The organism is Parabacteroides sp. PFB2-10, assembly GCF_029893085.1.
In the GTDB taxonomy this organism is placed as follows: Bacteria; Bacteroidota; Bacteroidia; order Bacteroidales; family Tannerellaceae; genus QVMG01.
Genome location: NZ_JARXWI010000003.1, coordinates 135,746 through 151,656, shown reverse-complemented (window position 1 = coordinate 151,656; position 15,911 = coordinate 135,746). Strand labels below are relative to the sequence as shown.

General features: G+C 48.8%; 11 protein-coding genes and 1 pseudogene. 4 read left to right on the top strand and 8 right to left on the bottom strand.

The features are described 5' to 3' along the window. Positions 1–66: 66 nt before the first annotated feature. Positions 67–909 (top strand): PepSY-like domain-containing protein, encoded by an 843-nt coding sequence (locus tag M2137_RS03900; protein WP_280765149.1) that lies wholly within the window; start codon positions 67–69, stop codon positions 907–909. A gap of 124 nt (positions 910–1,033) precedes the next feature. Beyond that, entirely contained in the window at positions 1,034–3,901 is a 2,868-nt protein-coding gene (locus M2137_RS03895) for a hypothetical protein (protein ID WP_348538026.1), read from the top strand. A 2-nt stretch (positions 3,902–3,903) separates the two neighbouring features. Here the strand turns inward: M2137_RS03895 and M2137_RS03890 are convergent, their stop codons facing one another. From M2137_RS03890 to M2137_RS03855, 8 genes and pseudogenes are all read right to left on the bottom strand, one after another. After that, entirely contained in the window at positions 3,904–4,386 is a 483-nt protein-coding gene (locus M2137_RS03890) for a pyridoxamine 5'-phosphate oxidase family protein (protein WP_280765265.1), read from the bottom strand. Between the two features lie 242 nt (positions 4,387–4,628). Further along, entirely contained in the window at positions 4,629–6,008 is a 1,380-nt protein-coding gene (locus tag M2137_RS03885; protein WP_280765147.1) for a TolC family protein, read from the bottom strand. Positions 6,009–6,031: 23 nt separating this feature from the next. After that, positions 6,032–8,086 (bottom strand): annotated as a pseudogene (locus tag M2137_RS03880) (efflux RND transporter permease subunit); the annotation flags it as partial. Between the two features lie 223 nt (positions 8,087–8,309). Further along, entirely contained in the window at positions 8,310–9,092 is a 783-nt protein-coding gene (gene ccsA, locus M2137_RS03875) for a cytochrome c biogenesis protein CcsA (RefSeq protein WP_280765146.1), read from the bottom strand. After that, positions 9,079–10,341, bottom strand: a complete 1,263-nt coding sequence (locus M2137_RS03870; protein WP_280765145.1) for a hypothetical protein — start codon at positions 10,339–10,341, stop codon at positions 9,079–9,081. The genes ccsA and M2137_RS03870 overlap by 14 nt, the downstream gene beginning before the upstream one ends. 114 nt (positions 10,342–10,455) lie before the next feature. Next, entirely contained in the window at positions 10,456–11,952 is a 1,497-nt protein-coding gene (nrfA, locus tag M2137_RS03865; protein ID WP_280765144.1) for an ammonia-forming cytochrome c nitrite reductase, read from the bottom strand. A gap of 22 nt (positions 11,953–11,974) precedes the next feature. Next, entirely contained in the window at positions 11,975–12,553 is a 579-nt protein-coding gene (gene nrfH / locus M2137_RS03860; RefSeq protein WP_280765143.1) for a cytochrome c nitrite reductase small subunit, read from the bottom strand. Positions 12,554–12,639: 86 nt separating this feature from the next. Continuing rightward, positions 12,640–13,317, bottom strand: a complete 678-nt coding sequence (locus M2137_RS03855) for a Crp/Fnr family transcriptional regulator (protein ID WP_280765142.1) — start codon at positions 13,315–13,317, stop codon at positions 12,640–12,642. Between the two features lie 108 nt (positions 13,318–13,425). Between M2137_RS03855 and M2137_RS03850 the strand changes: the two genes are divergently transcribed. After that, positions 13,426–14,148, top strand: coding sequence for a 4Fe-4S binding protein (locus M2137_RS03850; RefSeq protein WP_280765141.1), 723 nt, complete (start codon positions 13,426–13,428; stop codon positions 14,146–14,148). 112 nt (positions 14,149–14,260) lie between these two features. After that, positions 14,261–15,904 (top strand): hydroxylamine reductase, encoded by a 1,644-nt coding sequence (gene hcp, locus M2137_RS03845; RefSeq protein ID WP_280765140.1) that lies wholly within the window; start codon positions 14,261–14,263, stop codon positions 15,902–15,904. The last annotated feature ends 7 nt before the right edge of the window (positions 15,905–15,911 follow it).

Here is a 15,911-nt window from a genome sequence, read left to right as displayed (position 1 = left end):
GCATTCATCGAAGGAAAATGAATACAGGAAAAAACAAAGACAACAATTACTAAAAATTAAAAAGGTATGAAAGCAAAAGTTTTAATGATGGCCTTGTTTGCCATGGGATTAGTCACAATGGTCGGTTGCAACGACGACAACTGGGTTCCGGAAGATGTTTTCGTGCAGGCATTCCGGCAGCAATATCCAGGTGCCACGCGCGTAGAGTGGGAAAACAAACACGGATACAAGACAGTAGAATTTCGCTATGATGGGAAAGAATCGGAAGCCTGGTATGATCAATCAGCCAAGTGGCTATTGACAGAGACCGACCTGCGATACAACGATCTGCCGGTAGCCGTTCAGAGTGGATTCAAAGCTTCCGAATATGCCGACTGGCGTGTGGATGATGTTGATAAACTGGAGCGGATCGACACGGAAGTAGTCTATGTGTTGGAGGTTGAAAAAGGCAAGCAGGAGTACGATCTTTATTTCAGTGAAGAGGGCATTCTGATAAAGGTAACGCAGGAAGACGGCGATACCGGGCATCTGCCAATTGCCGTATCACAAAAGATAATGGATAAGATACGCGAGCTTTACCCCAACGCTTCCGGCATTTTGGATATCGATCGTGAAGGGGCTTACCTGGAAATTGAAATCAGAGATGGCAAAACGTATAAGGAGATCTACTTCGATAATTCCGAAGAATGGGTTTTTAGCAAATGGGAGATCCGCCGGGCGGATGTGCCACAGGTGGTTATTGATGCCTTAGGCACCTCCAAATACAACGGATATAAGATCGATGATATCGATGTTATCCAAAAAACGGATGGCATTTTCTATCTGTTTGAACTGGAAAAAAGCGACAGGGATTACTATTGCCTGATCAGTGAAGACGGAAAGAGCGTAACAGACGACCCGGGGATTTAAGCGGTTCGTATCGTGTGTGGTGACTCCGTATGGCTATTGCCGTACGGAGTTTTTTTATCATTCCATCCGGCAGATAGCTTTTTTGTGCGGAATAATGTATAGTTTTGCATATTAGCTGAAAATTATGTCTGCATCAAGATATCTTATTATCATTTTGTGTTGCTTGTGTCCCTTCCTGAAAAGTAAAGCGCAGTTTGTGAATTACGGAAACGATCCGGCACGCTACAAATGGAATTATGTAAACCTCTCCCATTATAAACTGATCTATCCGCAAGGGATGGATTCGATGGCTTATCAATATGCCCTCCAGTTAGAACATCTGTTTCCGCAAGTTCAGAAAACGATTAGTATGCCACGCAAATCTATCTTCCCGGTAGTCTTGCATCCGGGCAATATGCAATCGAACGGTATGGTGGCCTGGACGCCGCGCCGCATGGAGCTGGTCACGACTCCCTCTTATAAGATAGAATCGCAAGCCTGGACGAAACACCTGGTGCTTCATGAATCGCGCCATGTGGTTCAAACCAGCAAACTCATGACCGGAATCTTCCGTCCCTTGTATTTCCTGATCGGAGAACAGGCGGCTGGTGTCACCTCTTTGTTTGCCACCAAATGGTTTTTTGAAGGAGACGCGGTAGGGGTCGAAACAGCTATGTCGAACAGTGGGCGTGGTCGATTGCCGGAGTTCCACATGGCATACCGCGCGCAAATCATGTCCGATAAGCCCTTCTCGTTTGATAAATGGTATCTGGGTTCCTATAAAGACTATACAGGCGATTATTACACACTGGGTTATAATATGACTTCGTATGCCAAACAGACCTACGGAGCGGATATATGGGATAAGATCACCAGCCGTTATGTCAGCCGTTTTCTTCATCTTCCCCCATTTATCAATGCCATAAAATATCATACGGGCGGCGGTGTAAATGATCTTTTCAATAATACTTTTTCTTTCCTGGAAAAAGAATGGAAAGAGCAGGACAAAGACTACCGGATACCTTCCTACGCCTCTCCCGCGGTTTCGCGTTATACCTCCTACCGTTATCCGCAATCGCTTAACAAACATACGGTCATTGCCGTCAAGTCGAGCCTGCATGATATCAACGCCCTGGTTGCTCTTACGCATGGAAAAGAGAAGCGACTCACTTACGTCGGCATCCTCAATGGCCGCATTCAATTATATGGACATAAGGTTTATTGGTCGGAGATCGTGGGTGGTCCCCGCTGGACGCATGAGAATTATGCGGTTATCAAGCAATATGACCTACAAACCGGCAAGACACAGATCCTGACCCCCGGGAAGCGTTATCTCTCTCCAGCCGTTGATCCGGAAGGCAAACGAATCGCTGTATCGTCCCCTTTGCCCGACGGCACAAACAAAATCATAGTATTAAATGCTGAAAATGGCGAAGAGATCGCCCATTATACCTTGCCGGAAAATGCCTTTGCCAAAGAATTGACCTTCGGGGAAAAGAATCAGGTGATAGCTCTTGCCCTGGATAATCAAGGGTTATCTATCCGGCAACTGAACCTGTTGACCGGAGAAAGCCGGGAACTTCTTCCCCCAACTTCAGTCAATATCACCTCGCCCTATTGGCACAATGGAATCCTTTACTTTGAATCCGGATTGAATGGAACCAATAATATTTACGCCCTGAATACAGACTCCCGGCAGATCAGCCGGATAAGCGCCGCACGTTTTGGGGCTTTCCAGCCGACACTCTCAGCCGATAAGAAAAACCTCCTCTTCGCCGACTACCAGGCAAAAGGATATCGGATCGCAACGCTTCCGCTCGATTCATTACGCGCCGAAGAAGCCGACTTCGATCACCCCTATCGCTTCGCGTTGGCAGAGACATTGGCCAAGCAGGAGGCTTTCAATATCGATACCGCTACATGGACGCCTATTCCCTTTGAACCCAAGCCTTACCGCAAAGGGGCAAACCTGTTTCACATCCACAGTTGGGCACCCATCTATTATGACGTGAGTGACCTGATGAACTTCAGTGGTGATGACCTGACCACTATTGTGAAGCCCGGCATATCGCTATTCTCTCAAAACGCGTTGAACACCGCCATCACCCAGGTGGGTTGGTATTACAACAAAGGATATCACCACGGCAAACTTTCTTTTACTTATACGGGCTGGTATCCGGTGATCGATCTGAAATTGGACTACGGCAGTAAAGCTTTCGATATGTCATGGAAGTTGGACAAAGATAATAAAGAGGTGACGGAAACCCATCTAACCGGTCGTAATCGCCTGGAAGGAGAGGCACGCATCTATATTCCCTTCAACCTGACGAAGAATCATTATATACGAGGCATACAGCCTTCGGTTACCTATTATTATACCAACAACCGGTATCAGCAACACGACAGTAAGAAGTTCAAAGACTTTCAATATATCCTTTCCGAACTCCGCTTCTACAACTATCGCCGCATGGCGCAGCGCGACCTATTGCCAAAGTGGGGCTATCAACTGCGGTTGCAACACCTTGCCATGCCTTTCGACGATGAGAATTTCGGTAGCCTGTATGCTGCCCGGCTGACTACTTACTGGCCGGGGATTATGCAGAACCATGGACTTATGCTTCGCCTGGGTTATCAATACCAAAGTATAGATAAGAATTGGATGTATATGCCTACCCGCCTTATCGACAAGCCCAGGGGATATGGCTATATCTACCAGACCCGCCAGCAGATGGCTTTCAAGGCCGACTATTCCTTCACGATTGCCTCGCCCGACTGGAACCTGGCAGGACTACTTTACCTGCAGCGCGTCCGCAGCAACCTCTTCTATGACCTGACAAAGAATCAGGCAAATGAATCCAGCGGATGGAGACAGCAAAGCGCTGCCGGATTAGACATGATCTTCGACCTGAACGTCATCCGCATGAGCTATCCCCTGTCTGTGGGAATGCGTTTCACGCAACCTATTGATTATGGCAGTTTCCAGGTCGAGGGTTTATTCTCCGTCAGCTTCTGATCTTACAGGTTTTGTTTGCATTTTCCGGTCATGCGCTCAGGCGTTAAGCGCAACAGGTATGTCCTGTGGAACGATCCTTTCGCATATTTCAGACCAACGACTTTATGTTCGGGGGAGTATTTGTCGATAATTGCTTCGAGGGCTTTCATACGCTCTTCGTCATCCGCCACAAGCTCCATCCGCCCGTCGACAACAATACTTTCATAGGCTGTTGTGAATTTAGCAGAAAGCACATGCGTATGCCCGACCACACAAAAAGAGACAGCCGGATTCTTCTCCATAGCTTTTAGCTTTATGCCTTCCGGCGCACAGTGGAAATAAACGACCTCTCCCGTCCATACATAATTGAGCGGTATGCCATAGGCCTTACCGTTTTCAAGTGTCATCGACAAATAGCCATATTCCCCTTCACGCAGAAGCTGAAGCGCCCTTTCTTCAGGAAGCAACCGATCCTGCCGGCGTACAGAGCTGTTATTGTATTGTATCATGTGTACAAATATACTATTTTACAGCGAACGCTGTTTGATCTGCTCCTTTGGCTAAGCAATCTCCGTTTGACAAAATGTAAGCAAAAAGCCCATTTTGCTTTACAATATGATACGTTAAAAAATGTTTCTCCCGGGAGTTTGTGAAAAAAGTCCCGGGAGTTCGGAAAAAAAGTCCCGCGTTTTTGACAATTTGATAATCGCTTAGCGAGCGAAGCGAAGTGCAGAGCAAAATGTCAATTTCACAACCTCCCGGTTGCTTTCAGATACTCCGTTTTGTGGATCTCCAGCTTTGTGCGGGCGATGATGTATTCACCATCAGCCTGTTGGCGGAGCGTCTGCGCTTCCAGGTAGTCGGAGATTGTTTCCAACCCGGCATTATAATGGTCTTGGCTCATGCGTAGGTTTTCTTCAGTCTGCTCGAGTGCCTGGCGGGTGAGTCTAATCTCAAGTAAGGCTTCGTTGTAGAGGTTCAGGGCTTGTTCCACTTCCAGAGACATCTTTTCACCCAGATCGTCGCGTTGCAACTGCATGATCTGACGTTCCCGCTCGGCGGCCTTTACCTTCTTGACGCCCTCTCCCCAATTGAACAGAGGGATACGCACGGAGACCATCGCTGAAAAAGAGCCACCATCGAAAAGAGGGTCGTTGTTCAGCCGGATGCCATGGATGTAATTGTAAGAGCCGCGCACGCCGACCTGAGGGAGGAAGTCGCTCCGGACATATTGTTTCTCGTACTTTTTTAGTTCAATCTGTTTGTCGAGGATCGCCCAATCGGGACGCGCGGTGATATCGGCCATGCCGCTGAGTTCAAAAGACTGTTCCGAGAAGTTCTCCGTTGGCATTATTTCGCTTTGAAGCGGAAGCCCAAGGAGGTGGCAGAGATTCATGCGCGAGAGACGTACGCCGTTTTCCGCCCGGCGCAGTTGCAGTTCCGCCTGATTGAGTTGTACCTGCACCTTCATAACATCGTTTTTCGACTTCATGCCGGCTTCACAGGCATTCTGTACTACCCGGTGGAACTCTTCGACCGTTGTTTTGAATTGCGCGGCAGACTTCTCCAACTCACGTGCCTGCACACAGGCCCAATAGGCTTTGTCGGTGGCCAGGATAATCTCGTATTCTGTCAGTTCACGGTTCAAGCCCGCAATCTCATCTCCCACCTTCGACATCTTATAGGCCGACGTAATCTTTCCACCCATATAGATCGGTTGCTCCAGGTTCACGCCTGCCACGTATGTGTTAGATGTCTTCAGGTTGAAATTCATATCAGGGATATCCAGAACGGAGAACTGGCTGAGGAGAGGCATCAATTCCGCAGGCACCATGCCGCTCAGGTCATTGGGATCAAACAGGGTCATCTGCCCCATCTTAAGGTTCAGATCCCGGCTTGAATTATTGTAATAGCCCAGCCCCTGCGCGGACAGCTTCGGCAGGAAATTAGTCTTCGTAGCCTGCACGGTCAGATGCGCTTTCTCCTTCGTGCGTTCAGCGATCGCAATCTGCTTGTTGTTTTCCAATGCCATGCGGCGACACGCTTCCAATGTCATGCCCTGACCATACAGGAAAAGGGAACAGAACAGACCGGCAACGATCAGCGTTATATATTTTATCGGATTCATTTCTATGCGTTTCTATGGAGTTATTAATTCGTCTTTATTTTGAAAAAGAGAGCATACAAGACCGGGATAAACAATAGGGTAATCAGTGTGCCCACCAATAATCCGCCCATGATCACCACAGCCGCCGGTCCGAACAGCGAGTCGCCCAACAGAGGAATCATACCTAAGATAGTGGTCAGCGAGGCCAGCATGACAGGACGGAAACGGCTTGCCGAGCTATCCAATAAGGCTTTGACCGGTTCCTTGCCGCTTCCGATCTGAAGGGTAATCTCATCCATTAATACGATGCCGTTCTTGATCAGCATCCCAACCAGTCCCAAGGTGGCCACGATCGCCACAAAACCAAAGGTTTTTCCGGAGAGAAGCACGCTGAATACCACACCGATAAACAATAACGGCAGGCAAAGAATGATGATCACCGGTTTCTTGTAGTCTTTAAAAAGCATGATCAGAATAGCAATCATCAACACAATGGCCAGCGGATAATTCATAAAAAGGTATTTCATCGACTGCTCGCTTGCGCTCCGTTCGCCCTCCCATTTCATACTGTAGCCTTCGGGAAGCGGGATGTTTTCGATCTGTTCGACAATGGTCTGGCGCGAATTCTCCACGGCATAACCCGGCAACGGATTACATTGGGCACGCATCGCCCGTTCGCCGTCGCGACGGATCACCACCGGCTCTTCCCATACGACCTTTAGTCCGTTAGAGGCTTGGCTCAACGGCACGGTCTGCAGGGCGGAAGCAAGCAGGTCTTCTTCTGTTACCGTACCCATAATCAAGCCCTGCACGGTTTGCTTATCGATACCCGAAAGGGAAGGCATCATACTGAATACCGGCGTGTTTTCGAGCGATTCGATCGGGTTTCCCTCTTTATCGACACATTTCACATAGATCGTTTTGCTCTCGATCCCTTCATAGAAGGTGGCGGTCGGGATGCCATCGGTCGCGGTCATCAGCGAGAGTCCTACATCCTGGCGGCTTAGTCCGATATTCCGGGCAATCGGTTGGTTATAGTCGACCATCAGCGTCGGCACCTTCGGTTCCCAGTCGGTGGTGACCATATACAGTTGGGGGCTTTCGTTCATGATATCCACCGCCTGTGCCGTCAGTTCGCGTAAGACGGCCGGATCTGGACCACTGAATTGTACTTCAATCGGATAATCTTTATACATCAGGTTGTATCGTTTCAGACGCACATAAGCATCGGGATAGTTCTCATTGAGGTAGTCCTGTATCTCGCCCATCGTAGCCACCAACGCTTTGGGCGAGGTGTAGTCGACAATCAGTTCGCCATACGACAGGGAAGGGTCGGCTATGCTGCGCACCAGGTTATAACGGCTGGGGGTAGCGCCGATCGAGGTAGTTACATGGGTCACCTCTTCGCGCGACAATAGATAATCTTCAATCGTTTTAAGATCTTCTTTCACACGTGTGCTGTTGATTCCTTCAGGAAGTTTATATTCGATATACAACTGATCGTAGTCCATATCAGGGAAAAAGCCCTGGGGAAGGAAACGGTAACAGAAGAGACTCACCAAGACTAAGGCAATACCGACACCCAAGGTCACCATGCGATGAGACAGCCCCCAGGTCAACACCCTGCGCAACAGGTTGTAATATTTATTATTATAAGGATCTTCGTTCCCCTTATTCACCTTTACCTTCAACGATTTGTCGGCATGAACCGGTACCAGCGTCAACGCAAGCACCCAGCTCATCAACAGCGAAACGGCCAGTACGATAAAGAGATCGCGCACATAGATGCCTGCCGTGTCGGGCGAGAGAAAGATCGGAAAGAATGCCAGGATCGCAATCAGTGTGGCGCCCAGTAGCGGCATCGCCGTCTTCCGTCCGATCGATGTCAGTGCCTCCCGCCGGGGAACACCCCGTTGCAGATCGACCTGTATGCCGTCGAGTATCACAATGGCGTTATCGACCAGCATCCCCATCGCCAACACAAAAGAGGCCAACGAAACCCGTTGCAGTGTACCATCGAAGATATCCAATACCAGCATGGAGCCGAAAACAATGATTGCCAGGTTCAGTCCCAGGATAAGCCCCGACCGGAAGCCCATACCTCCATCTGTAAAGAGGTCAGCGGCATTACCTCCAAAGGCTGTATCGATCACCATATCATCAGCCATGCCCGGCTCCTGTTGGTCAGCACCGACAAAACCATTCTGCAGATATCGGATGAATTAAATTTCCCCAATTCCTCTTTCTTTAGCAAATATTTCAAGAAGCATGTGGGTATGACTCCTAAAGTCTACAGGGATGTCCATAGCGACTAAGCCGCATTCAGGAATAGGTATGCACGCTACCCTGCGCCGATGGCAGGTAGTTGACACCGATCCAGGTAATCATCAATAGGATAAAAGCAATGGGCAATAGCCAAAGCGTAAAGGTGGGATGCCATTTGCGCAGGCGCATGTGGATATACATCAGGTAAGCCGCCGCGGTAACAAACGCCCAGGTCTCTTTCGGATCCCATGACCAATAGTGCCCCCAGGCCTCTTTCGCCCATACACAACCCATCAGAAGCCCCAACATAAGGAAGCCAAAGCCGGCATACACCAGGTTATCCATTAGGTGATACAGCTGCTGATCCGCCAGCCCTCTGCCCTGTTTGCGTATCTGAATGAAGGAGGCAATCGTAGCGGCTCCGAGCATGGCATACGAAAGGATATACGAGGTCACATGCGGCACAAACCAGATACTCTGCAAAGCCGGCATCAGGTTTTTAGAATGGATCTCCGGTTTAAAGATATTGATGCAGACAAAGACACAAGCCATCAGGCTACTGAATGAGAGCAGCCAATTGTATTTCCAACGTTTATAAGTAAGAAAACCAATCACTGAAAGAAAGAGGGAATACCACAGGCGCGTTTCTCCCATCGTACGCAAGGGCGGACGCTCCAGTCCGATCCAGAAGCCAACCATAAAAGCGACAAAAACGCCTATGCCTGCCAACATGATCCCGTCTACCACGGAGCGTTTCAGGCGGGTATAGACCAATACACCGGCAGAGATCCAAAGCAACATCGCCGGAAGAGCAAACCATATAAATTCATTCCACGTCATCCGTTGCCTCCTTTCTTCTGTTTCCAATCCATAACATACAGGCTGACCCTGCCGCCAACAAGATGATTCCTATATATACCGCCACGACCCAGGGATCGTATACGAGCTCTATACTGGTATAAGAAGAGAGCTTCCCTGCTTCATAATCATAGCCATACTGATAAAGCATCCAAGGCCCCGCGCGATGTGGCTTGTTGACTGCCAACAGCGCATGCGCCTCTGTCCCATCTTCGGTATAGATATTGATATCCGAAACGAAGCGTTTAGGCTCCGGTTGAGTCATCACAAGCATATATTCGTTTGTCAGCGGAAGCGTCATATAAAGTTGTGCTCTGTTTCCACAAGATATCCATCCCCGGCTGATCTCTCCATTCGTCCGATCGACGGTTTTGACCAAAGCAGCCGGAGAGGCGCCCGGCATAAACACTTCATGATAGGTGCTGTCGCTATTCCGAATGGCCTGGTGGATATACTGTTCCACCTCTATATCCCAATGAGCCAGTCGCCCGCTTACCGGAAGTTCTTCCAATTGGAGGTAATCCGGTTTGCTCTCTGGTTGGGCATTCCCCGTTTCCCGGTCGATCACAGTCAGTTGAGGGGGATATTCCTCCATCGTGAAGTCATTGAGCCGGATGCCGACAGGTAGCTCCAATACATCGCCCCGGTCGTTATACACCCGCCATTCCACCTCACCTTCGCGTATATGCATCACATAGCGCTTCATATCAGCCGCACCCCATCCCGCGGCAAAAAGCAGCAACCAAAGGCCTATATGATTCAGGTAAAAAGCATAGTCCGCTATACGGAAATGAAAAAGGCGACGCATGATAAGCGTGCCCAACGACAATAAAGTAAAGAAATAGAGCAATACAAACGGCCAGGAGGTAGTCATCTGCCGGAGTCCCAATACCGATGCCGGGCTGGTATCTCCATGATGAATATGTTTTACCTGAGGGGTCAGTCCCATCAAAAGGCCTAAAAGCAGAAGCCCCCCTATCAACGATACGGCCATGGGGACTCCCGAAAGCCATTGCACAATGGGATTTTTCCGTTTCAGGGCAAGAAGGAGTGACAACAGTATAACCACTCCTCCCAGGATCCCGTTAACCGGCCATAAGAGCAATGAAAAATCAAAAGACCCGATAAAAGCCTGCAACACATATCCGACAACCAATACCCCTAATACAAAAGCGATGCTCTCCGGATATCGCCAGGGGAACTGCCACATGCTTCGTTTGTTTTCTTCCATAGATGTTAAATGAAGAATAAAGAATCGCTTAGCAAAACATTAAAGCGATGAAAAATCAGCGGATAAAAGTATAAAAGAATCCCCAATGATTCTTCATTCTCCATTATTAATTCTTCATTTCATGGCAAGCCGGCCATTATTTTTCGCCTTTTCTATCCATTTCGGAACCACCGTTTCATTCCAAGTATCTTTCTTGTCGCGTAGTTGATTCATGTCTAATCCGATATACTCCTGTGCTTTAGCCTTGGTGGAGATATCCGGGAATGTCACATCGGTCACCCCTTTGGAGAACAATACCTTCTGAAGCTCTAACTGAGCCTGAAGCGTTTTGTCGAGGCTATGTGCCAGGATCCGTTGTGTCTCCACCGGAGCATGGAACGAACCGCCATGCGAGGCCACCGCAAAGTCCCAACGCCACTGCGCCTGACGCAATAGTTGCAGGGAAGCCTTCATCTGCTCTTCGTTGGCTCCGTTATCCCAAGCCATTTTTGCCATAATATGCGCTTTGGATAGTTCCGTTTCGATGCGGTCACGGATTTCCAACGCCTTATCCTGGTATTCATACACGTATGAACGCAGGCTCTCTTCGTCGTCACGATGACAGGTCTGACAGGTCGAAGAGATATTTTTCAACGGGCTTACAATCTGATGGTTGGAATATTTTATGCCCCCTTCCGAGATGTATGGCATGTGGCAGTCCGCGCAACTCAAACCACGTTTGGCATGCGGTCCCAACAGAAACAACTCATAGTCGGGATGTTGTGCTTTCAACATAGGCGCCTTGCTTATGGCATGCGTCCAATCGGCATAGTCCGCTTCGTCGTAGTATTTTTCCATATCCTCCACCGTGCAACCACCATCCCAAGGGAAGGTCAGGTATTTGCCATCGCCTTGGAAATAATACTCCACATGGCATTGCGCGCACACCAGGCTTCGCATCTCCTGCGGCGTTACATCAGCGATGTCCCTGCCCTGACGCTCGAAAGCTTCCACCAAAGCCGGACGGGTAATTGTCAGGTTCATCGTCAACGGGTCATGGCAATCGGCGCATCCGATCGGGTTGACAATCTCATCGCCCAAAGCGCCCCATTTGCCTTTATAGAAATTCTCGATACCCATTTCATGCATCATACGCGGCACATCCGGGCTTTTGCAGGTCCAGCAGGTAGCCGGTTGTGGACCATCCGTATCGCCTTCCGGCGAGCCTGTGCGCAGGGTAGCGCGGATATCGTCGATGGCATAGAAATGGCCGCGCGGTGCCGAATAGTCCTGCGCAAAAGCATAGCCTGCCCAAAGCAAGACCATCTCCGGGCGGTTTTCCAATACATCCTCCGGCATATTGCCTAAGTGCTTGCTACGGAAATCCATATCGCCCGTCTTCTTCCAGGTCGTATACTCGCGCGGATAGTTCTCTCCCCATACCTCATTATGCGGTTCTATCCCTTCGATCGCTACCTTCTTATTATTAAATAATGTGGCGATCTCCGCTCTGCGCTCGGTAATAGACGCGGCTAAAATGCCTAATACAAACACTGCCACCATGACTACGGCAAATAGGCTCCATCCGATGATGGGCTTGCGTTTTATTGCTTCTGTTAATCGTGTATACATATCCATTATCAATTATGAATTATCAATTTTTCATGATCTTCCTCAGCCACTCCGGCACCGGCGATGCCGGCAGCGGCACAATCGCGTGAGGCGTAGAGGCCAGGTTGCTCACATTGGTATGCGGCACCTGCGTATGGCAATCCCAACAGGCTTTTCCTTCGCCCTCTTTCACCTGGGCATAGCTGATCATACCGGTTTTTACAAACTCCCTGTTCAGTTGCGTATGACACCGGATACAATTATTCATGATCACCTCCTTGCTGGCATCGCGCGGACGAATCGTCTGAGGCTCGCCTTTTACCGTAAACACTGCCGCATGATACAATCCGTCGACCGCCTTGAAGGCATATTTTTCGACAACATTGTCCTGCGGCACATGGCAATCATTGCAGGTTGCCCATAGCGCATGCGAGCTATGATTCCAGGAAGCATAGTAGGGAGTCATGATATGACAGTTGATACAGGTAGCCGGATCATCCCCTAAGTAGGAAGTGGCTCGCGACATATAAATAGCATAAATTCCTAAACCAGCCAACAATCCTCCCGCGATAAAGAACGGAACAATCAGTTGGGAAGGAATAGATCTAAGTAGTTTCTTCATGGCACATGCGGCGTCTATTAGTAAGTCGTTCAAAAGCAAAGATAAGAAAACAGATTAAAAAAAGGTATTATTTCGATTTTTTTTTATTAAAAATGAATCAATTGCACTAATTTTTCCCGTTTTTTGATCGTTATCACTCGTTTTTCCGAAAGAATAAGCCCGTCTGTTTGCATCTTTGTCAACTCCCTTTCCAACGAAGGACGCGACACCCCAAAGAGATCGGCCAACGCGCTTTTACTCCGATCTAACAGTATCTGATCCGATCCCTGCTCTTTCGCCAGTTGAAACAGATACAAAGCTATTTTCTGCCGGATCGTGCGAAAAGACATCAGATGCAACTTGCGGCTCAGTCGTCCGGCAAAATTGGCGGAAATATCCAAGTAGTTGCGAAGCATCGTTTCATTCATCTGTAACATTTTCAATATAGCCTGACGGGGAATAATCAACGCCCGCGTCTCTTCTCTGGCTGTTGCCTGTACCGGGAAGCGGTTATTATCGCCAAAAAGGAATAAGATCGCCAGCGGATTCGGCGCCTCAATATCTTCTACCTTCACAACCCGGCCAGCCGGGTCGCTCATTTCCGCCGTAACACTTCCCGACAACAGAATAATCAAGCGGTTTACTGGCTCATCCTGCCTGGCGATCACCTCATTTTTTTTGAATGACACCTCGTCGATCGGTATCAACGAGAAGATCCTCTCCAACTCATCTGTCGGCACAGAATGAAACAGCGATATCCGGGAAAGAATATGAACATCTATCATTTCAGTATTTTTTCACAAATATAAACTTTTTTCGCAACTGTAACAGATGTTACACTTTTAAAATATATTCCCCTCCTACCTTTGCCCTATCAACAAACAACAAGCGAGATGAAACGAACCATTATAAAAATAGACGAAGAGAAATGTAACGGTTGTGGCCTTTGCGTGAAAGGTTGTCATGAAGGCGCTTTGCAACTGATCAATGGGAAAGCCGTCTTGGTTAGCGATATGTATTGCGACGGCTTGGGGGCTTGTATGGGGGATTGTCCCGTCGACGCTATCACCCTGATAGAAAGAGAGGCCGAACCCTATAACGGAGAGGCTGTTAAAGAACGTATGGCACCCAAAGAGCCATTAGCTTGTGGATGCCCGGGGTCGATGGCGCAAGAGATCAAACGTCCGGTGATCACGGGTATGGCATCGACTCACGCGGGAATGGTCTCCTCGGCTTCCGAACTCCGCCAGTTTCCGATACAACTCCATCTCTGCAATCCGGCGGCGGGCTTTTTCCGGAATGCGCACCTGTTGTTGGCGGCCGACTGTACCGCTTTTGCTTCAGGTGATTTCCATAGCCGCTTTCTGAAAAACCGCATGCTGACAATCGCCTGTCCCAAGCTCGACAGCAATCCCCAATCCTATATAGATAAGCTGACGGCCTTGATCGACGAGGCACGCATAGAGACACTGACCGTACTCGTGATGGAGGTGCCCTGTTGCCAGGGATTAGTTAAGATAGCCCAAATGGCACGCGAGCAGGCGCATACAAATATCCCCATCAAGGTCATTGTCTTATCTATTCAGGGAGCAGTGAAAAGTGAAGAATGGATCTAACCGAAAGAGGCTATTCGCAACTAAACAGATTCACCAACTGTTCAACCAATAACGCCATGATCACAAATAGTGTGTCTTACATAAAAAATAAAAACCTTTAAAAGAAAAGAGTATGAGTATGTTTTGTTTTCAATGCCAGGAGGCGGCCGGAGGAAAAGGCTGTACCGTCAAAGGAGTGTGTGGGAAAGAGCCAGAAACGGCTACCCTTATGGATTTGTTACTGTATGTTACCCGTGGTATGTCGATCGTAAACCGGACACTGCGTGAAAAAGGAATCGCTCAAAAGGCTACAAGCCATCAGATTCTCGACTATTTGTTTTGCACCATTACAAACGCCAACTTCGACGATGACGCCATCCGCAAACGTATTGATCAGGCATTTATCACCAAAAACGAACTGATCGCACTTGCCAAGAAGCGCGATATTTCTCTGCCTACATGGGACGAGGTGGATTATCAGACAACGCCCGACCACTACCTGGAAGAGGGAGCCCGCGTAGGCGTTCTCGCGGAAGCCAACGAAGATATTCGTTCCCTGAAGCAATTAGCCATCTATGGTGTGAAAGGAGCGGCAGCCTACGCCGAGCACGCGTTGAACCTGGGCTTTGAAGATGAAGCCATCTATGAAATGCTCGAAAACGCGTTGGCGGAAGTGAGCCGCCAGGATATCGACGCGGATCAACTGACTTCCTTAGTGTTGAATATCGGCGAATGTGGTGTGAAAGCCATGGCGCTGCTCGACAAAGCAAACACCTCCGCGTATGGTAATCCCGAAATAACGAAAGTAAATATTGGTGTTGGCAAAAATCCGGGTATCTTAGTCAGCGGACATGACCTGAAAGATTTCGAAGAGCTATTGGAACAAACCGCCGGAACGGGTGTGGATGTTTATACCCATAGTGAAATGCTTCCGGCCAACTATTACCCGGCATTTAAGAAATACCCTCATTTTGTCGGCAACTACGGTAATGCCTGGTGGAAACAACGCGAAGAGTTCGAAAGCTTCAACGGTGTATTCCTTTTCACTACGAACTGTATCGTTCCTCCGTTGAAATCGAACACCTACGCGGATCGTATCTACACCACCGGATCGGCCGGACTGCCAGGCGCCAAACATATTGAGGCACGCGCAGCGGGTAAACCGAAAGACTTCTCCGCTTTGATCGAACAGGCTAAAACATGTGCCCCTCCTACCGAGATTGAAAAAGGGGAAATCATTGGCGGTTTTGCCCATAAACAGGTATTGGCCTTGGCCGATAAAGTGGTCGACGCAGTAAAAGCAGGAGCTATCAAGAAGTTTGTTGTAATGGCCGGTTGCGACGGACGCATGAAAACCCGTTCTTACTACACCGACTTCGCCCAGGCATTGCCGCAGGATTCCGTGATTCTGACAGCCGGATGTGCCAAATACCGCTACAACAAACTGCCGTTGGGCGATATAGCGGGTATTCCCCGTGTGTTGGATGCCGGACAATGCAACGACAGCTACTCGCTGGTAGTGATTGCCCTGGCGCTTAAAGAGGCCTTTGGATTGGATGATATCAACGACCTGCCGATCGTTTACAACATCGCCTGGTACGAACAAAAAGCGGTGATCGTATTGCTTGCCCTCCTGAGCCTGGGTGTGAAAAACATCCATTTAGGCCCGACCCTGCCCGCGTTCCTTTCACCGAACGTAACCAATGTATTAGTCAATGCATTCGGCATCGGCGGTATATCCACCGTGGAAGAAGACATGAAGGCTTTTATGGCATAAAAAATCG